The 19,844-nt window shown below is 47.4% G+C and carries 18 protein-coding genes; 7 read left to right on the forward strand and 11 right to left on the reverse strand.

Annotation, left to right across the window (positions count from 1 at the left end):
• Positions 1-11: 11 nt before the first annotated feature.
• The 4 genes from B5M13_RS12230 to mltG form a co-directional block, all read right to left on the reverse strand.
• Positions 12-1,037, reverse strand: coding sequence for a glycosyltransferase (locus B5M13_RS12230; protein WP_080055937.1), 1,026 nt, complete (start codon positions 1,035-1,037; stop codon positions 12-14).
• Positions 1,038-1,256: 219 nt separating this feature from the next.
• Positions 1,257-2,210 (reverse strand): YihY/virulence factor BrkB family protein, encoded by a 954-nt coding sequence (locus B5M13_RS12235; protein WP_080055938.1) that lies wholly within the window; start codon positions 2,208-2,210, stop codon positions 1,257-1,259.
• 111 nt (positions 2,211-2,321) lie between these two features.
• Entirely contained in the window at positions 2,322-2,735 is a 414-nt protein-coding gene (locus B5M13_RS12240) for an acyl-CoA thioesterase (protein WP_080055939.1), read from the reverse strand.
• A gap of 3 nt (positions 2,736-2,738) precedes the next feature.
• On the reverse strand, positions 2,739-3,776 hold the full coding sequence (gene mltG / locus B5M13_RS12245; protein ID WP_080055940.1) for an endolytic transglycosylase MltG: 1,038 nt from the start codon (positions 3,774-3,776) through the stop codon (positions 2,739-2,741).
• A gap of 144 nt (positions 3,777-3,920) precedes the next feature.
• On the opposite strand from mltG, the gene B5M13_RS12250 reads away from it, so the two are divergent.
• The 3 genes from B5M13_RS12250 to B5M13_RS12260 all read left to right on the forward strand — a co-directional run bounded on the left by B5M13_RS12250 (position 3,921) and on the right by B5M13_RS12260 (position 6,101).
• Positions 3,921-4,418 (forward strand): YybH family protein, encoded by a 498-nt coding sequence (locus B5M13_RS12250; protein ID WP_245859966.1) that lies wholly within the window; start codon positions 3,921-3,923, stop codon positions 4,416-4,418.
• Positions 4,419-4,485: 67 nt separating this feature from the next.
• Positions 4,486-5,748: an MFS transporter gene (locus tag B5M13_RS12255; protein ID WP_080059898.1), complete on the forward strand. Its 1,263-nt coding sequence runs from the start codon at positions 4,486-4,488 to the stop codon at positions 5,746-5,748.
• Complete coding sequence (locus tag B5M13_RS12260; protein ID WP_317047001.1) at positions 5,745-6,101, forward strand: hypothetical protein; 357 nt, start codon at positions 5,745-5,747, stop codon at positions 6,099-6,101. Before B5M13_RS12255 ends, B5M13_RS12260 begins: the two co-directional genes overlap by 4 nt.
• Before the next feature lie 67 nt (positions 6,102-6,168).
• On the opposite strand, the gene B5M13_RS12265 is transcribed toward B5M13_RS12260, so the two are convergent.
• Together B5M13_RS12265 and hslU are read right to left on the reverse strand one after the other, a co-directional pair.
• Positions 6,169-6,390: a hypothetical protein gene (locus B5M13_RS12265; RefSeq protein ID WP_179950488.1), complete on the reverse strand. Its 222-nt coding sequence runs from the start codon at positions 6,388-6,390 to the stop codon at positions 6,169-6,171.
• A 73-nt stretch (positions 6,391-6,463) separates the two neighbouring features.
• The gene (hslU, locus tag B5M13_RS12270; protein ID WP_080055943.1) at positions 6,464-7,849 is read right to left on the reverse strand and encodes an ATP-dependent protease ATPase subunit HslU; all 1,386 of its coding nucleotides are present in this window, start codon (positions 7,847-7,849) and stop codon (positions 6,464-6,466) included.
• A gap of 155 nt (positions 7,850-8,004) precedes the next feature.
• On the opposite strand from hslU, the gene B5M13_RS12275 reads away from it, so the two are divergent.
• Both B5M13_RS12275 and B5M13_RS12280 read left to right on the forward strand, forming a co-directional pair.
• Positions 8,005-9,888: a beta-N-acetylhexosaminidase gene (locus B5M13_RS12275; RefSeq protein WP_080055944.1), complete on the forward strand. Its 1,884-nt coding sequence runs from the start codon at positions 8,005-8,007 to the stop codon at positions 9,886-9,888.
• An 89-nt stretch (positions 9,889-9,977) separates the two neighbouring features.
• Entirely contained in the window at positions 9,978-12,353 is a 2,376-nt protein-coding gene (locus B5M13_RS12280; RefSeq protein ID WP_080055945.1) for an ABC transporter permease, read from the forward strand.
• A gap of 75 nt (positions 12,354-12,428) precedes the next feature.
• On the opposite strand, the gene porQ is transcribed toward B5M13_RS12280, so the two are convergent.
• From porQ to B5M13_RS12300, 4 genes are all read right to left on the reverse strand, one after another.
• Positions 12,429-13,460, reverse strand: coding sequence for a type IX secretion system protein PorQ (porQ, locus tag B5M13_RS12285; RefSeq protein ID WP_080055946.1), 1,032 nt, complete (start codon positions 13,458-13,460; stop codon positions 12,429-12,431).
• Positions 13,461-13,725: 265 nt separating this feature from the next.
• Positions 13,726-14,460 (reverse strand): hypothetical protein, encoded by a 735-nt coding sequence (locus B5M13_RS12290; RefSeq protein ID WP_080055947.1) that lies wholly within the window; start codon positions 14,458-14,460, stop codon positions 13,726-13,728.
• Positions 14,457-15,203, reverse strand: coding sequence for an LVIVD repeat-containing protein (locus B5M13_RS12295; RefSeq protein WP_080055948.1), 747 nt, complete (start codon positions 15,201-15,203; stop codon positions 14,457-14,459). The genes B5M13_RS12290 and B5M13_RS12295 overlap by 4 nt, the downstream gene beginning before the upstream one ends.
• A 38-nt stretch (positions 15,204-15,241) precedes the next feature.
• Complete coding sequence (locus B5M13_RS12300) at positions 15,242-15,775, reverse strand: LVIVD repeat-containing protein (RefSeq protein WP_080055949.1); 534 nt, start codon at positions 15,773-15,775, stop codon at positions 15,242-15,244.
• A gap of 106 nt (positions 15,776-15,881) precedes the next feature.
• Here B5M13_RS12300 and B5M13_RS12305 point away from each other — a divergent pair, with 106 nt between their 5' ends.
• Both B5M13_RS12305 and B5M13_RS12310 read left to right on the forward strand, forming a co-directional pair.
• A complete protein-coding gene (locus tag B5M13_RS12305) occupies positions 15,882-17,468 on the forward strand; it encodes an acyl-CoA carboxylase subunit beta (RefSeq protein WP_080055950.1) in 1,587 nt (528 codons plus the stop codon).
• A 213-nt stretch (positions 17,469-17,681) separates the two neighbouring features.
• Positions 17,682-19,112, forward strand: a complete 1,431-nt coding sequence (locus tag B5M13_RS12310; RefSeq protein WP_155297238.1) for an amidohydrolase family protein — start codon at positions 17,682-17,684, stop codon at positions 19,110-19,112.
• Here B5M13_RS12310 and B5M13_RS12315 read toward each other — a convergent pair.
• Positions 19,089-19,769 (reverse strand): phosphatase PAP2-related protein, encoded by a 681-nt coding sequence (locus tag B5M13_RS12315; protein ID WP_080055951.1) that lies wholly within the window; start codon positions 19,767-19,769, stop codon positions 19,089-19,091. The two genes, B5M13_RS12310 and B5M13_RS12315, sit on opposite strands and share 24 nt — an antisense overlap.
• Between the last annotated feature and the right edge of the window lie 75 nt (positions 19,770-19,844).

A 19,844-nucleotide genomic window follows, 5' to 3' on the forward strand; every position in this document is an offset into this window, starting at 1 on the left:
AAAACGGTTAACTATACATCAGTAACCATAAACGTCCTAAACGGGTTTCGCCAATACCGATGATACAAACGGTAAATGTAGTTGATAGGCAGATGATAGTAAGAAAAAGCAGCTATAGATCGGGTCAATATAGGCGGTTGTTTAATCTGTTTTAGCAGGCTATAGAATTGGTGAACCAGCGTAAACTGCTCGGTATAAAAGGCTTTTCGGATAAACGTATTGAGTCGGCCAGCCAATGCATCGAACTCATCCGTAGTCTGACATAGCTCGAATGCTTTCTGGCAGACGATCAGTGTAGAAGGCAATAATTGATTGTGACGTTGCAGGATCTGGCTGGATAACGAATCGGGTAATTGTCGTTTCAGAGTCAATACCTCGTCGAGGTACGCGTAGTGACAGAACCGTGATGAACGAACCCAGAAATCAAAATCTTCATAGCTCAATGCTTCGTCGTAACCGACCAACCTATCGAATACAGAACGGCGAATTAGCATGGTAGGTGTACAGATGAAATAACTAGCCAAAACAGCCTCGAATACATCTCCAGTTGGCACCTGCACGGTTGTATGTCCCAGGCTGTCAACCGGATAATGCACGCCGATTCGTTTACCCGCTGCATCGATAAAGGCTGCATTGGAAAATACCACCCCGTAAGAATCGGGTAATTGCTCGAATAAGGCAACCTGTTTAGCCACCCGATCAGGCAACAGCACATCATCGGCTGCGAAATCAATAATATAACTCCCTTTGGCAGTCGCCAGCCCCTGGTTGAAGGCTCGGTTCAGGCCCAGATTGGTGCTGTTTTTTATGGATCGTACAGATGGGTACTGCTCAATAAACGAACAGATTTGTTCATCAGAACCATCGATACTTCCGTTATCAATAATAATTAATTCAATAAAGGGATAAGTTTGATCAATAACCGATTGCAGGGCTTGCCTAACGTAATTCCGATGATTGTAGCAGATGCAAATGACCGTTACCCAGGTAGGTATGTGTGGAACAGGTAAATTTTTTTGCCACAAATTGCTCGGCATGGAAACTATTGACAGTGAGCGGATACTATACAGACGACGAACGATTACATCGGTCATTTTCCCAATTTAGCCCACTGTTAAATCGCTTATTTTGGATGGAGCGGAAGATTGGCACGCTTTTCGCGATTTCGTAATACGAACACGTGACCCCCGTGCCAGTTTTGGCGCCAGGAAAGCGTGTGCTTTTACATTTATGGGTTAGGTTTTACAAACGTCACCTCAAGTGTTCGAGGTGGCGTTTGTTGTTTTAGCAGCTACGCTCGGGTGTGGGTCACCCTCAAGATTATAGAGTGCCACATTCATTTCAAACCCTAAAATAAGCACCAGCGAAATCAGGTTGATCCAGATCATCAGGGCAATCAGCGTTCCAATCGACCCATATAGTTTGTTGTAAGACCCAAAGTTGGCAACATAGAAGGAGAAGCCGAGCGTGATCAGAACGATAAGTACCGAAGCGGTAACAGCGCCTGGCAAAATAAACAGCCACTTCATGTTCACGTTTGGGCCGAATCGGTATATCACCGAAATGGAACCCACAAATACCGCAAACACAATCAGATACCGCCCAATCGTGAGCAGATTAACGAACACGACGTTGTTAAAAAAGCCAAAATGAAGCAGATAGTCGCTCACAATCCCACCAATGATCAGAACGACTACGGCTAAAATCAGCGCAAATGCCAGGGTAAACGTTAACCCCACAGCTATGGCTCGAATTTTGAGGAAGCTACGGCGCTCTGCCGAATGATAGGATGAGTTGAATGCCTGCATCAAAGCAACCAGCCCACTGGTAGCTGAATAGAGCGCCAGAACGAAGCCTAATGATAGGACACCACTGCGCGGCCGATTGATAATATCCCGTATCGTTGTATCGACTGTACTGAAGGTGTCGCCTGGTAAAACCCGTTGCAAAAAGCCCATCACCTGTTCTTCAAGATCAGGAATCGGGATATAGGGTATGAGTGTGAAAAAGAAAATGATCGTCGGGAAAACAGCCAGAATCAGACTGTACGATACCGAAGCGGCCCGTTCGCTGGTATCATTGTCAATAATTTGGGTGGCCATTCGCTTCAAAAACGAATACCAGGTGCTTTTGGAATTGAATGGGTGGTGCGCCTGTAACCAGGCCTTTGCCCTGCCCAACGCCTTGAAGCCGAATAGTTTATCGAACATATTGCAAACGTCGTTAGTAAATGGTCAAGGCCCGCCGTTGCGGGTAGTCAATGGTCACCTCAAGAGCATGCTGGTGCAACTGACTATAAATTAGTGACTAACGATTGACAATTATTGTTCAAAGAAAGGTTTGGTCGCTTCTAGTAAATCGATGGGTGCAGAACACGGACGCCCCGTTTCTGAACGAACAAAAACGAGTGTAGTTTGGCCCGTATTTAGCAGTTGCCCATCCTGATTGAAAATTTCGTAATTGAACATCAACCGGGTTTTGGGCATTTGCGGAATCGTCACTCGAATGGTAAGAAGATCGTCGTATTTAGCTGGTCGAATGAATCGGGAATTCAGGTCGTAGACAGGCATCGAAATGCCATCTTCTTCCATTTTTTTATACGTAAGTCCCAGATGGCGAAGCGCTTCGACACGTCCGATCTCGTAATAACGGGCGTAGTTGCCATAATAAACAATGCCCATCTGATCGGTGTCGTAATAGCGCACCCGGATATTGGTAACGTCGTGGGTAATCATAGGTTATTTCATAATCTTCATGCGGGTGAGTGCCTGTTGGTACAGACGAGCGTTGGCCAGGTGTTCAGCCATAGTTTTCGAGAAGGTATGATACCCATTGAAACGGGCATCGACCACGAAGTAAAGGTAGTCGTGTTGCTCGGCGTTCAGAACGGCATCGATGGTGGCAGGAGCAGGCAGGTTAATTGGCCCAGGTGGTAAGCCGGTATGCCGATAGGTGTTGTAAGGCGAGTCGATAGTGAGTTGCTTGTTGAGCAGCCGACGAATCGTGAAATCGCGCAGGGCAAAAATGACAGTGGGGTCGGCTTCGAGTTTCATGCCTTTTTTCAGGCGGTTCAGGTACACACCAGCCACGCGGGGTTGTTCATCGCGTTTGTTGGTTTCGGCCGCTACGATCGAAGCCAGTACCTGAGTCTGCGTTTGGGTCAGTCCAAGGGCTTTGGCTTTTTCCTGACGTTCGGGCGTCCAGAATTTCTTGTATTCATTCCCCATCCGATCCAACAGGGCTTCGGGCTTGATGGTCCAGAACATTTCGTAGGTATTAGGCAAAAACATACAGACGATCGTTGTGGTATCGAATCCATATTTCTCGCAGGTAGCCGGATCGTTCAGCAGTTTACCCAGGGCCTCGGAGCCAAACTCAAATTTGCTGCCCAGGCGCTGAATCAGGTCCGATTTCTGCCGCATACTATTGAACGTTACGGGCATGGCATCCTGATTGCCACTGCGGAGTTTGACCAGCGCGTCGCGGTTGCCCATATTTGGCTTGATTTCATACCGTCCTTCTTTAACGAGTTCGGGGTATTTCATCAGTTTGGCCAGGAAACGGAACGACGTTTCGTCGTTGATGACCTTATGCGTTTTGAGCGTGTCCATGACTGACTCGAACGTTGAACCACGTGGAATCAGGAGGGCAAACGTTTTGTCGTTCTCTTTTACCTGTAGGTTTGGGCTTTTGAAAACTTGCCAGAAGTAAAAGGTAAAGGTGGTCAGAAGGATAGAAACGGTGAGAAACAGCCCAATTTTAAAATTACGAGACATGATTGCGAGCAATAAGGAACAATGAATAATGAAGAATGCGCAGATGGTTACAACTACGATTTTTGGCACTACAATTGTGTAGTGTCCACTAGGCATTATTCATTTTGATGCTGCAAATTTAGCCAAAATAGCTACCTACCCATAATGAAGTACGTATTATCTCTCTTACTGATGGTGACCGTGATGACATCTTGCCGGACGAGTGCTGATAGTCCACGAGCCATGAATCCGGCAGCCGCCAAACGACAACAGGCCATTGATGAGATTCGTGAAGCGGATTTAAATTTTAGCCAATTGTCTGAAAGACAGGGAATGGCCAAAGCCTTTACAACGTATGCAGCCGATGAAGTAATCAAGCTGAACGATGGCAGTGCTCCGACGGTCGGCTTCGATTCGTTGCGGGCACAGATGAGTCGTATGCCGGTTGATGGACGTGTGCTAACCTGGCAGGTGCTTAAGGCCGATGCCTCGCAGGCGGGTGATCTGGGCTACACGTTTGGGCAGTGGATGCTTAGCCAACGCGACGAGTCGGGCAAGAAGAAAACACAGTTTGGGGTTTATGTGACTGTATGGAAACGCCAACGCAACGGTCAATGGCGGTTTGTTGTCGATGGTGGGAACAGTACCCCCGAACCCAAATAGAGTTTACGGCTTACGGTAACCTTTTCAAAAATGAATCGTAAATTTGGGCGAACCAACTCAACTCGTTTTGACCGTTCGTTCATCGTCAACTCCTCAAACGTTGCGAGATCCCTCGCTGTATACGCTCTCGTTCTGGTTACTGTCGGTCAGTAACTTCCTGTTTTCGGCCAGTTTTTCGATGATGATTCCCGAGTTACCGGCCTATCTGACGAAGCTGGGCGGCAAAGAATACATCGGACTGATTATTGCACTTTTTACGTTCACGGCTGGGGTTTCACGGCCATTTAGCGGCAAACTGACCGATACAATTGGTCGGGTTCCGGTGATGGCCTTCGGGTCTATCGTGTGCTTTGTCTGCGGACTGTTGTATCCGTATCTGTTGACCGTATGGGGGTTTCTGACGCTCCGGCTAATTCACGGCTTTTCGACGGGGACTAAACCAACGGCTACATCGGCTTATGTTGCCGATGTGGTTCCGGCCAATCGTCGGGGCGAAGCAATGGGTATGCTTGGGCTATTTACGGCGATGGGCATGTCGCTTGGACCGGCTATTGGGAGTTGGTTGGCTACCGATTTTTCCATGAATGTTATGTTCTGGACATCATCGGCTTTTGCCTTACTTTCCATTGGTATTCTGCTCCGTATGCCCGAAACCCTGGCGACACCAGAACGTTTTCGGTTTGGCTTACTTCGTCTGAAAAAAGATGAGCTCTTTGATAAACAGGCTATTCCGCCATTTCTAGTTCTGCTATTGCAATCGTTCTCTTCTGGCGCGGTACTCACGGTAATCTCTACGTTGAGCGGGTCACTGGGCATTACCAATAAAGGGCTGTTTTTCACGGTCTATACAGTGGCTTCGCTGATGGTTCGTATTCTGTTCAGTAAGTCGTCGGATCGCTACGGCCGGGTACCCGTATTATTTATCTCTACGGTTATTCTAGCTTTTTCAATGGGCTTGCTGGTTATGGTCGACTCGCCGGTTTTGTTCTGGACGGCCGCTATTTTCTATGGTATGTCGTGGGGCATGAACTCGCCGACAGTGCAGGCCTGGACAGCGGACCTTAGCGACGAGCATACCCGTGGACGAGCGATGGCTACCATGTACATTGCCCTCGAAGCGGGTATTGGATTGGGAGCCGTCGGTTCGGGCTGGCTGCTCAATCACGTAGTGGGTGAATTGGGGGTAGATGCGGCCTTTGCCGTATCAGGGGGGATGGCGTTGATTGCGGTTGGGTATCTGGGCTGGTTATGGCAAAAAGGCCGGAGAACATCCCGGCATCGGACCGACGGAGCCGATGAAGTGGCTCTGATGGATGGTGAACCGGGATGAACGAGATCGAGCCGAAAATCCGCCCATTGGTCGATGCGCTGAACCGAACGGGTATCGCACGCACGTTTTCCAGTTGCGAAGGCCATTTTGCTCCTGACCAGCAAACGATCGTTGATCGCAATCATGCGTATGTTCGCTTTATACCTGCCGAAGACTGCTCCCTGGCTCAGGTAGAAAACCTGCTGGCGTATGTGCTTACCCGGTTCAAACACCAGCATGGCCTGATTCCGGTTAAATTAATGGCCTATAAACTCTACACACCCATCGAAGACGAACGGGTGGAAGAAACCTTTGTGCTTGAACTTCATCCCTTCAATCGCTTCGATCCCCCGACCGCAAACGAACAGATGTAGATCGGGCCATTGACCAGGTAGAAAAGTTAATTTATGATCGATTAGATACTGGGGGATGAGTTAATGTTCAGTAATCGTTACAATATACGTTAGTCCTGCCACCCTTCAGGTTTATAGCAATAACTTGAGTCGAATCAACGATTACCTCTACCACGGCTTGGGTAAGGGATTGGCTACCGAATCGCCCGGTAAGTCGGTCGGCCGTTGAGCGGTTAAGTTGAATAATTTGTGGTTCAGCCAGGCTGATAATCGTGCCATCTACGACCAGCATATCTACCGTTGCTCGCAAGGTCAAGTCTTCTGACGTCCTCCCCCTAAAGGGGGCTGGGTAGGAAGAGGGGAACGAGTCGCTACATCAAAAATTACAAAATAAACTGGCTTAAATCCCGGTTTTTGACCAGGCCATTTAGTTTTTCACTGACCAGTTCTTTGGTAACCACCACTTTGGCATTAGCGCCGATCACGTCGGGAATGTCGAACATAAAGTCGTTCATGAGGTGGCTCAGAACCGTTTGAAGTCGTCGGGCACCAATATTTTCCACTTCGCTGTTTACGTCAAAAGCGATCCGGGCCAGTTCGCGAAGGGCGTCGTCCTGGAAACCAAGTTCAACCTCTTCGGCTGCTAGCATGGCCTCATACTGCTTGGTAAGGGCGTTTTTAGGCTCTTTCAGGATCTGGTAGAAGTCATCTTCCGAGAGGCTTTGCAACTCAACACGAATCGGGAAGCGGCCTTGCAATTCAGGGATCAGGTCGCTTGGTTTGGCCACGTGGAAAGCACCGGCGGCAATGAACAGAATATGGTCGGTATGAATAACGCCATACTTTGTATTTACCGCACTGCCTTCCACAATGGGTAGCAGATCGCGCTGCACCCCTTCGCGGCTTACATCGGGACCGCCACCGCCGTTGCCGGAACGAGCCGAGGCCACTTTGTCGATTTCGTCAATGAAAATGATACCTGCGTCTTCCGCTTTGCGGATGGCTTCTTCTTTCACCTCGTCCATATCGATCAGTTTGGCGGCTTCCTCTTCCAGCAGAATTTTGCGGGCTTCGGCAATGCTCACTTTGCGTTTTTTACCGCGTTTGGGCATCATGTTGCCAATCATCTCCTGGATATTCATCATCGACAGATCATCGACGGTGCCGCCCATTACACCAATATTGGGTGTCTGGCTTTGCTGAACGTCGATATCGATTTTTCGGTCGTCCATTTCGCCCGAGCGGATTTTTTCGCGGAACCGTTCGCGGGTGCGTTCGTTGAGCTCAGCGTCGGCGTCTTTTGGGGCATTTTCGAACCCAAGCTGACCATTGGCCGGTTTGACGGGGGGAATCAGAATGTCCAGAATGGTTTCTTCGACTTGTTGCTGGGCTTTTATCTGAACGGCTTCTTTCTTGGCCGCCCGCACCATATTGACGGATTGCTCGACCAGGTCACGCACCATACTTTCTACATCGCGGCCTACGTAACCAACCTCCGTAAATTTGGACGCTTCTACTTTGATAAAAGGCGCATCAGCAATTTTAGCCAGCCGACGGGCAATTTCCGTTTTGCCAACGCCCGTAGCCCCAATCATCAGGATGTTGTTGGGCGTAATTTCGCGTTGCATGTCGGCGCTGCTGTTCATCCGGCGCCAGCGGTTCCGCAGGGCTATAGCTACGTTGCGTTTGGCATCGTGCTGGCCAATAATGTATTGATCTAGCTCGGCAACAATCTGCCGGGGAGTAAGGTCTTTCAGTGAGTGGGTCATTGATAAAAACAAAAGCGAAACACTACTTGCGCTTTTTCTAAAACACAGGAATTTTAAAATTGTGCCAATGCTACAGAAAAAATAGTAGTTTAAGTAACCATGATTAAAAACTTCGACTAACTGGCTTTCTCCAGAAATCAATAATCAGTCTTTGCATGAATTTCTGTCGGATTCTACTTTTCGCGTTTTGCCTGACCACAGCCTACGCGCAAACGCCCATTCATTTAATACCGCAGCCCGTGAGTGTTCAGCCTCAAACCGGTCTGTTCGCTCTGACCAAAACAACCTCAATCGAGTATAATCAGGCCGATGCCCGCGTGGTTGCTGACATGCTTAGCCAACGCTTAAACAAACCAACAGGTTATGCGCTGGCAGCAAAACAAGGAAAAGCGGGCAAAATTCAACTAAACCTGAATACAACACCGAATGCCCAACTTGGCGACGAGGGTTACATGCTCGATGCATCGTCGAAAGGCGTGGTGATAACGGCTAATCGTCCGGCGGGGCTATTCTATGGGATGCAGACGCTCACGCAGTTATTGCCAAAAGAAATTGAGAGTAAAACGGCTGTTTCAAAAAACTGGTCGCTTCCGGCAGTAAAGATTACCGACTATCCACGGTTTGGCTGGCGGGGGATTATGCTCGATGTGAGCCGTAACTTTTTTACGAAAGAGGAAGTCAAACAGTATATCGATCAACTGGCCAAACTAAAATTCAATACGCTTCACTGGCACCTGACCGACGACAATGGCTGGCGAATCGAAATCAAATCGTTGCCTAAACTGACCCAGGTAGGTGCCTGGCGGGTGGCACGGGCCGGTCATTTTGGGGATCGTGCCGAGCCGAAACCCGGCGAACCTACTCCCGTTGGTGGCTTTTATTCGCAGGACGATATTCGGGAGGTAGTGGCGTATGCACAGGCTCGTAACGTAACCATCGTTCCCGAAATTGATGTGCCGGGTCACAGTATGGCGGCTCTGGCGGCTTATCCCGAACTGAGTTGTACCAAACAGCAGGTGAGCGTAAATCCCGGTACGCCCTTCTCGGAATGGTACGGAAACGGTACGTTTAAGATGAAAGTAGAAAACACGCTGAATCCATCGGACGAAAATGTCTATGCGTTTCTGGATAAGGTGTTTACCGAAGTGGCGGCTCTCTTTCCCAATCCCTACATTCACGTGGGGGGCGATGAGTGTTACAAAGGCTACTGGGCTAATGATCCGGGGTGTCAGGCATTGATGAAACAACTGAACATCCGGCATGTGGAAGATTTGCAGGGGTATTTCATGAACCGTGTTGAGAAAATTCTGACTGCCAAAGGCAAGAAACTGCTAGGCTGGGACGAAATACTGGAAGGAGGAATCTCTCCGGGGGCAACGGTCATGAGCTGGCGGGGAATCAAAGGAGGGATCGAAGCGGCACAGGCCGGGCACAATGTGGTGATGACCCCAACCACATTTGCCTATATCGATTACACGCAGGGCGATCCTTCGGTCGATCCGCCGATCTACGCCAGTTTGCGGGCTGAAAAGTGCTACAGTTTCGATCCAGTACCGGATGGTGTCGATGCTAAATATATTTTGGGTGGGCAGGGTAACCTCTGGACCGAGCAGATACCCACCCTGCGCTATGCCGAATACATGACTTACCCGCGTGGCTGGGCATTGTCGGAAGTATTCTGGTCGCCAAAGGCGGTAAAGAACTGGGCCAATTTTGTGGAGCGTATGGAAACCCATTTCGACCGGGCCGATGTGGCCCAGGTCAATTACTCGAAGGCTATTTACGATGCCATTGTGCGGACAAGTATGAAAGACGGTAAACTCCGGCTCGAACTCGCTGGCGAAGCCCCCAACCTCGACATCTACTACACCCTCGATGACACCATGCCCGACCAGTTTTCGACCAAATACACCCAACCCATTGACCTGCCCGATGGCCCCATCACCCTGCGCGTCGTCACCTATCGTGCCGGAAAACCCATCGGTCACCTAATTACTTTGACGCGAGATGCTCTGCAACGCCGGGTTGGTCGGTTTTAGGTAAAATCATATAGGTAAGAACCGCTCTTTTCAATTGCTTGCTTATTAATAAAACAGATCCGTATTCATAAAGGTAATATTCTTGGTTTATGCTTAGGAACTATTTAAAAATAGCGCTCCGTAATCTGTGGAAAGAGCGGTTCTATTCTCTGATCAGCATTGGTGGTCTGGCTGTCGGGGTTTCTATTTCTGTTATAATTTTTCAGTTCGTGTTTCACGAATGGAGTTACGATTCATTTCATGAAAAAGAGGGAAGTATATACCGTATACTAAGTCGGAATGAACAAAGTTCTTATCCCGCATTTTCCTCAAAGTTAGCTAATCAACTTGTCCGGCAAAATCCAGAGATCAAAGCCTGTACGCGAATTCTTCGGGATAAGTCAGCGGTTATTAAAAGTTTGGAAAACCCAACACTGATTAATGAAGAAACCGGATTTGTGTTCGCAGATCAATCCTTCTTTTCAATTTTCTCTTTTCCATTAAAATACGGCAATGTAGAAAAGTGCCTGGAAAAGCCTTTCACTGTGGTTATTTCTGAACGAGTAGCAGATAACTATTTCGGAAAAGAGAACCCAGTTGGTAAAACTATTAGCTATAACGGACAGCATTTGCTTGAAGTTACAGGCGTAGCGAACAATGTGCCAACAAATTCTACGCTACGATTTGATTTTGTATCGTCTCAGGATACCTATCAAAAAATTAATCCATTTGCATTCGATAACCTGCCCAACTTTGAAACGTTCCTATTGATCGATCAAAAAGCGGCCATTCCTAAAATTATCAGGAATATTAAAGTTGCTAACAAATTGATCGGTGCAGTGAATTACAATGATAAGGATATATATGAGCTTGAGCCTTTGCAGGAACTTCGATTTGGGAATAGCTATACTTACAATGAAAAGACCAGTGTAAAGTTGCTGTATGTTTTATCCGGAGTTTCGGTGCTAATACTTTTTTTAGCCTTATTCAATTACATCAACCTGGCTACAGCACGCGCTACGTTACGAGCAAAGGAGGTTGGGGTCAGAAAAGCTATCGGCGCAAATCGGTTCAGCCTTGTCAAACAATTCTTTTTGGAATCAACTCTGGTTAATTTTTTCGCTTTTATATTAAGCTTTTGCCTGATTTTGTTGTTTAGAGAACCTTTCAATGCCCTTTTTCAGCTAGAAATAGACCTCTCCTTTCTATTAAGTCAAAAATTTATTGCGGTTCTTATAAGTTTATTTTTAATAAGTACCTTAATCGCTGGCTCATATCCCGCACTGATTTTATCAAGCTTTTCCCCAATAAAGGTTCTTAAGGGAAATTACATCAGCAAAAATCAGGGCAGGCGTGTACGAAACACGATGATGGTTTTTCAATTTAGTGTATCTGCTACACTTATTTTATGCAGTCTGATGATGCAGCGTCAAATTGACTACATAAAAGATCGAGACCTCGGGTTTAATCGAAATCAGGTAGTAAGCATCAAGTTGAGTAGCAAGGTTTCTTCTAAGAGTGACAATTTTAAGAAAGATATAAAGAGTCAAACCGGAATTGAGCATGTCAGTTTGTCAAATACCCCCTTTTTCAAAAGTTACATGGAAGGTAAGTTTCAAACGAAGACATTGGGCAAGGTAACATCTCTTGCTATGCTGGAGGCAGATGCAGATTTTGTGTCTAATCTTGGGCTTATTTGGAAAGTAAAACCAACTGAAAATGCAGTAGTTAATGCTGATGGTTTTTACGTTACACTCAACGAAAAAGCAGTTCGGGCACTAGGCTATACAAATGGTAATGTTATCGGGCAAAGCATCTTTCCCAAAGATGGACAGGAGTATGGTAAAATTGTAGGCGTTGTAAAGGATTTTAGCCTAAACGGTCCATTGACAGACAGTAAGCCAATGCTATTTCTCGTGAAAAAAAATACATTGGTAGCCGATGGGTTCAGAAATATGCAGGTTCGGCTTGGTAAACAGGATCACATAAGTGATAAGCTAGCAATACTGGAAAAGATTTATCATACATACGACCCTGAGACACCGTTCTTGTATTCGTTTTTAGATGATGACTTTCAGAATACCTTTATTGCCGAGACCAGGATGTTGTATATGGTTCAACTATTTACGGCTGTAGCGATTTCATTAGCTTGTCTGGGGCTGTTTGGCCTATTAGCTTTTGTTGGCCATACTCGCTTAAAGGAAGTTAGTATCCGGAAAGTAATGGGTGCTAGCATAGCCAATATTCTCTCGTTGCTTTCCAGAGATTTTTTAGTGTTGATGGTAATTGCTGTTTTAATCGCTATACCAAGCGCCTATTATTTGATGCATTTGTGGCTCCAGGGCTTTGCCTATCGGGTAGAAATACACTGGTGGATATTTATTGCCGGAAGTGTAATTAGCCTGGTAGTCGGTATTCTTACGGTTATTTATCAGGGGCTAAAAGTCGCTTTGGCAAATCCTGTTAATGCCCTGCGTTCAGAATAAGCTACAGGTATTGTTCGGTAAAAGCAGAGTTGGACTCTGCTGTGAGCCATAGCTATTTGTTGTTATTGTCTTTGTTTACTTCATGAGCCGGGCCAGGTCGATACGCAGGGATAGCTGGCTGGTGCCAGCCGTAGGAACGGAGGAAAAATGGCCGTAGGTGAGCTGGAAGCTTTTGGCCTGTACCGAAATGCCAAAAGAAAAGCCTACACCTGCACCACCTGTTGTTAGTTTGCCTTCCTGTTGTTTCTGGTGGTTATAGCCAACCAGTAGGTGTACATTTCGATGAACGAGCAATTCGGCCCCCACGCTCAAATGCCGGGCTATTTTTTCGGTTATGCTGGTCGTTTGTGGAATCGGATTGCCGCTCAGGTCGTAGCGCACATTCAGGTTGGGGTCGTTGTAGGCAATGTCGAATCGTTGCAGATGATGCGCCGTCAGCGTGAGCCGGATTGGGGCGTGTTCGGGTTTCAGGGTGATACCCGCCTGCAAATCAAAGGGTAAATCGGCATCCAGCGTACCATAATTTTTGATCAGGTAGCCGACGTTTTTGGCGACCAGCCCAAAGGTGAGGCCCTTTTTCGGATGCCGCCAAACGGCCCCTAAATCGGCCAGAGCCCCAAAGGCGGAATACATTTCGATACTCGACCCAACGGCTTTCAATGTGGCTCCAAAGGTAAAATTGCCTTCGGTTCGGGCATGAGTGAGGCTCAGTGCATAGTCGTTGGCCATAAATGTTCCCAGGGTATTGCCAACCGGGTCGGTCAGTGTAAATTGCCCATAACTGAGGTATTGCAGCCCAACGGCCCATTTCCCCTGCGACTGAATAGGAAGCCCGTATTGCAGCGTATAGTATTTAGCCGCTGCCAGATAGGGCATCAGGCTGATCGATAGTTGATTGGCAGGTAACGAATCGGCTAAGGCTGGGTTGTTCAGATGATACGAACCGTCGGGACTGACGGCTGTGGCGACTTGCCCTCCCAATGCCCCCACACGGGCATGGGTAGGTAAATCCAGGAATGAAAAGACACGCTGTCCGCCGATGGGCTGGGCAACTGCCCAAATGGGTAGAAGCCCACTAAGTAGCAAAAGAATAAATCGGTTTTTCAAGCGGATTTGGTCGCAGTTTGGTACAAAGAAACGCCAATTTTAGCCACCATAAAAGCCATGAGTGGTGTCAGATGCTTTCATCTGACACCACAAAGAAGCTATTTTATTAGCCTAAGCCATCGATTTTTTGAGATTCCTCCCTGTGGTCGGAATGGCAAAAACGCACGCAATTGTAGCTTCGTTTAAAAGTTAGATAGGAAAGCTTAAACATATTCAGCTTGGAAAACTGAGCTATAACTGGATAACCAAAAACCAAGTGTTGTTCCTAAAACGTATAGCCGACCTTTACTCCATATGAAACATTCAAAAAAGAATAAGGGCTTGAAGCTGTTGAAAACGGATCGATTAGTGAGCCGCTTGATGAATAAAATAAGTAGCCTTCGGGGCGGTCAGGCCTTGTAATGGTTCTGTGCCGGATGCCCAACCCACCGTAGAAGTCAGCGACGAATCGATTGTTGAACGGTAAAGGAAATTGTCGGCCCACTTTAACCGTAAAGGCCCAGACGTGCTTTGAAAGAGGTAGCGAATACAATTGGTAGTACTGGTACTGGCCTGTCTGCTCATTAACTCCTACACCAACAGTACCGTTTTCGAAGGCATTTTCCTGCTTATAAAGTCCTTCCAGAGCTAAATAAGAACCAATAGGAGCCTGAAATCGACGCCAGTAGTAGCGCCATTCGGCGCGGCCACGCCAAACTTCATATTGACTGTATCGGGTATAGTGGTTATTGTCAGGTTGTTGCCAGATATTCGTCCGCTGGGAGCCATAACCTGCTTCGAATTGCAGACTTTGCTGATGACCAATTGTTCGTTCAAGAGCAAATTGTACCGTACCACTGGGGTCAAGCAGGCTTAATGGCGCGAACTTGACGACCCATTTGGGAAGGGTGTTGGAAGTGGGCGTATAGGTAGTAGGAGCCGGGCTAACCCATTGAGCTAAAGCTTGTAGCCACCCAAACCAAAGCAGGCCACTTATGCTAAGCGTATAAACTAGTCTCATGGCTGAACAGGGATTTGGCTGAGGAGTTTTAACTGGCTAAAATCGGCATAGCTATATTGATAAATTCCGGTCGGGCCGGTCACGATGAGCCGTTTCTGGGTTGGAATAACATCGTACGTCTTGGTGTTGTAAAAGTATTCCAACTCTTTAACATCGAGTGGATTGCTGATGTCCATAACTCGCAGGCCATAATCGCCTTCTCCCACAAATAATAATGTGCTGTCGGCACCAAGCCCACGAGGATTGGTCATTTGATAGCTTCTCAGCAATTTCGGATTGCTCACAGTACTGATGTCGATCACATCCAGACTATTAACGGTTACGGACTGATTCCGACAGTTAGTCCCTGTTCGTAATGTGACGTAGGCGTAATTCCCCTGCGCCACTACCGGGTCGCAACTGAGGATGTGTGTATACAGACTGACCTGTTTAGGGGTGTTGGGTTGGCTGATGTCGTAAATGTACATGCCCGTTTGAGTGCCGATGAACAGGTTATTTCGGTACGGAAAAATCGTTTCGACACCAAATCCGAGTTTTGTATTCGTTCCTTTTTTAGGGTTGCCGCTTTCCGAAATGTCGTACGCTTGCAGGGCCGTGTTACTGACGGTATATAGTGTATTGCCACTAATCGTAAACCGGGCTGTGGAGCCACCAACGCCGGTGCCGGGTGATACGGAATCGCTGCTACTAGAGCAGGCCGTCGATATGCCAATCAGCGAGAGTAAAATAAGGTGGATTTTCATGGGAAAGGATTCTTTAGACTTTCGGGACCTAATACAGGCTACCGATAGCATTGTGGATTGTCGATGTCAGCTTTTTCCCACCGGATAACAGCCCCTTTGGCTGGATCTGCACATTCAAAGCGCACGTTGGTAGCCAATGGATAGGCCGAGTAGTCGAAGGCGTTTTCGACGCGTTTTACTACTCGGACGTTGAGGGGATTAGCGATGTTGAGCGCCACCAGATCGGTTACATTATCGGCGTAGAGAATGCTGTCTTTAATAGCCAGTTCCTGATTGCCCAAAATTCCAATAAAAGCAACCTGAACGGGTTTTTCGGGATTCCGATTGTCGAAGATATGTATACCACTACCCACTTCATTGATGTACAAATAGCTGTCTTTTACATAAATTTTGCCCGCATTTCTGAGCGGCTGCGGGCCTAGTGCCTGAATCGTTCGAATGTCGGAATAGGCTGCGTAAACGGGGCGGTACGTGGCACCTGTGCTTGGCGGTTTGGGGGCGTAGTAGCGATCGCAGCCATCCAAAAGAAAACAAGCCATTGTCAATAAAAAGGCAGAGAACAGTCGATGCATGGTGTATAGGTTTAGATTGCGGTAAGGATACAAAAACAATTTGAACCGTTGGAATTCGTAAGAAAAATTAACTTTGCTCGTCCTTGATGTCGAGACGACCAACTTTATGCAAACCGAAACCCCTTCCGATTCCAATCTATCCCCAGTTACCAGGCCATCTAAAGTCGACGTTCTAGCGCAGAAACATGCGGAAGCAGAACAAGGTGGTGGCCAGAAACGAATTGACGCTCAGCATAAAAAAGGCAAACTCACCGCCCGCGAACGTATCGCGTTGCTGGTCGATGAGGGGTCATTCGAAGAGATTGGCAAGTTTGTTATGCACCGCACCCGCGACTTCGGACTGGACAAAGAACACTACCTGGGCGACGGCGTCGTAACGGGCTATGGGATGGTTAATGGGCGACTGGTTTATGTGTTTGCGCAGGATTTTACGGTTTTTGGTGGAGCCTTGTCGGAAACCCACGCCGAAAAGATCTGTAAGATTATGGACCTGGCCATGCAGAATGGCGCACCCGTTATTGGGCTGAACGATTCCGGGGGTGCCCGAATTCAGGAAGGGGTATTGTCGCTGGCGGGGTACGCCGATATTTTTTACCGCAATACCAAAGCATCGGGGGTAATTCCGCAACTGTCGGCCATTATGGGGCCTTGTGCCGGTGGCGCCGTCTATAGTCCGGCTATTACGGATTTCATTTTTATGGTCGAAAACACGAGCTATATGTTTGTGACTGGCCCGAACGTGGTGAAAACCGTTACGCATGAAACCGTTACGGCCGAAGAGCTGGGCGGGGCCAGCACCCATAGCACTAAATCGGGAGTGACGCACTTTGCCTGTGAAAATGAGCTGGCCTGTATTCAGCATATCAAGCAGTTGCTGAGCTATATTCCACAAAATTGTGAAGATGAGCCACCTATGCTGGCCTACGAAGCAACCGAAGAAACCCGCGCTAGTCTGAATACGATCATTCCCGACAACCCGAATCAGCCTTACGATATGCGGGAGATAATAGAGGAACTGGTCGATGCGGGTAGCTTCTTTGAAGTACACAAAAATTTCGCAGAGAACATTGTAGTGGGCTTTGCCCGGATCGCGGGTCGAAGCATTGGCGTGGTCGGCAATCAACCGGCTGTATTGGCTGGGGTACTGGATATTCATGCCAGCACTAAGGCGGCCCGGTTTGTACGTTTCTGCGACTGTTTCAATATTCCCTTACTGGTACTCGAAGACGTTCCCGGTTTCCTGCCCGGCACCGATCAGGAGTGGAATGGGATCATCACCAATGGGGCCAAACTGCTCTTTGCGTTTTGTGAGGCTACCGTGCCGCGTGTAACGGTCATTACCCGCAAAGCCTACGGTGGCGCGTATGATGTGATGAATTCCAAACACATCGGTGCTGACCTGAACTACGCCTGGCCATCGGCCGAAATTGCCGTGATGGGGGCTAGTGGAGCGGCCGAGATTATTTTTAAGCGAGAAATTGCGGAGGCCGAAGATCCCCAGGCCAAATTACAGGAGAAAGTGCAGGACTATACCGAGAAATTTGCGAATCCGTACCGGGCGGCTCACCGGGGCTATATCGACGAGGTCATTATGCCCGACCAGACCCGTCAGAAACTAATCCGGGCCTTCCAGATGCTGGAAAATAAAGTGGCGAGCATGCCCAAGAAAAAACACGGAAATATTCCGTTGTAAACGGTGTATGGACGGATATGCTTTAGTAATGGTTAATTGTATGGCAAAATCAACTCCAGAGCGACCCGGCGGCCTGTTAAAAACGGTATTAATCGGGTTACTCATTATTTTCGGTTTGGCGTTACTGGTCGGAACACTGACCGTATTATTTCCTTAAGTAACTCGGATCGTCCGCGTTACTCAACGATAATCCTGCACAGAAACAATCGATTGATGATCGCGCGAATACGCTTTTGTTTAGTTGGCTTTTTTATATCACTATCCTCTTTTGGTCAGTCGGTAAGCGATTATTTTGAGAAAATTCGGAATAACGATGCGCTCCTGACGGCTTTTTTTGCCCAAATGCCTAAAGGCGGTGATTTACATCACCATTACAGTGGCTCTATTTATACCGAAACTTACATCGATTATGTTGTCAACAATAATTATTTTCTTAATCGAAAAACACTGAAAGTTTCAGATAAAAAACCACAGGGCGATGATTGGGTCGACTTCGCAACGCTGAAACAGGAGGGGACATTTTCAGACTATAAACAGAAGCTTTTCCAAAAGTGGTCGGTTAAAGATTATAACCACGTTGACTACCCATCCGATAAATTATTTTTTGAGACGTTCGCTGGTTTTGGCGTTGCCAGCCGGGCAGAGCTAGACAAAGGATTACTGGAAATTAAAAACCGCGCTAAAAAAGAAAATGTCAGCTATATCGAGACGTTGTTTGTTTATGCGCCCTGCCCCAAAGAATTAACCGAGCTAGCCGATTTTACGACGAAACTGAGAGACGGGCAGACGCAAAAAGATACAGCCGCCTGTCTACAATTACTGGATTCGCTGTATGCGGCCATCCAGACAAAAAATGTGCGGGAATGTGCCACTACATTTATCCATGAGACGCTTAACCGCCTGCATACCAGCCTGAAGATCGACGACGGGCAGTTTACGATGCGTTACCAAAGCTATGTAGTCCGCACGGTAGAGCCGGTCGAATTGTTCAAAAATATGATCGTAGCTTTTGAAGCAGCCGCCAGTAGTCCGTTGGTGGTGGGCGTCAATATTGCTGCCCCTGAAGATAACGAAGTGGCCATGAGAGATTACTGGCTCCACATGCTGATGTTCAGGTACTGCCACACAAAATACCCTGCCGTTAAATACACCTTACATGCGGGCGAACTAGCTCTGGGTATGGTCAAACCCGAAGACCTGACCTGGCATATTCATTCGGCCGTTTACTTAGCCGGCGCCAATCGAATCGGACATGGCGTCGACATACCCTATGAAACCGATTGCTATGAGCTGTTACGGTATATGAGCCGGAAAAAAATAGCCGTCGAAATTAATCTATTCAGCAATGAATTTATCCTGAAAGTGAAAGATGACAGGCATCCGATCAGTCTGTATCAAACGTTTAATGTACCGATTGTTATTTCATCAGATGATGCAGGAGTTCTGCGAACGAATCTGACGGACCAATATGTACTATTGGCAAAACGCTACAAACAAATCTCGTATCAGGACATAAAACAATACGTTTTCAATAGCATCGACTACAGTTTTATTGAGGAAGAGGCATTAAAAAAATCGCTGCTGAATGATCTGAAGCAGCGATTTATAAAGTTTGAACGATCAGTTCCCGGTGTTCGCCACTGATTTGCCCGCATCATTCCAGCCGCTTAAGGCCAGCCATGTTCCCAGTCGATACAGCGGATATGTAAACGCAAACGCACATAACACGTCGATGGTGTAATGAACATGTTGTACCAGCAATAAGGCCCCAACAATCAACGAACCAATCAAGGCAATAACCCGATCCCCCCGCCGACGGAAACATAGAAACATCAGAAAGATGGTTGACGTATGGCCGGAATAAAACAGGTCTTTGGTGATGTAGACTTTCCCGTAAAACGCATTAGTAATCGGATCGACCATGGGAATCAGGCCAATCGGCGGATTGAGTGGCATCACATTAATGCTGATCATGCGGGATAAACTGACGATTACGTAACTGTACACGAACATCATGAACAGAGCTGGACTGTGTCGGACGCGGACGAGCAATAATAAGGCTGTTGCCCAGATTACCAGAAAAATGATGAGCGATACATCGACTGGCGGAATACGACTCAGTAGCCAGTCGTTCAGAACGGGGCCAGTGTGTTGTTCGATCGTCGCAAAAAAGTAGGGAAATGTGGCTAACAAGGCGAGTAAGCTAATAACGCCAATCGCAAACTTTCGGCGAAATACGGATGACTGCCAGGCGATTGACCAGGCAATATCGCCAACAGAATTCGGTGTGAAAATGGACATAGGCACTATAAAATGGCCGCAAAGGTACGAATAAGAAGATGATTACGGATGATGATAGACTAAACAAGCGTTGAG

The sequence above is a fragment of the Spirosoma aerolatum genome (assembly GCF_002056795.1).
GTDB classification, from domain to species: domain Bacteria; phylum Bacteroidota; class Bacteroidia; order Cytophagales; family Spirosomataceae; genus Spirosoma; species Spirosoma aerolatum.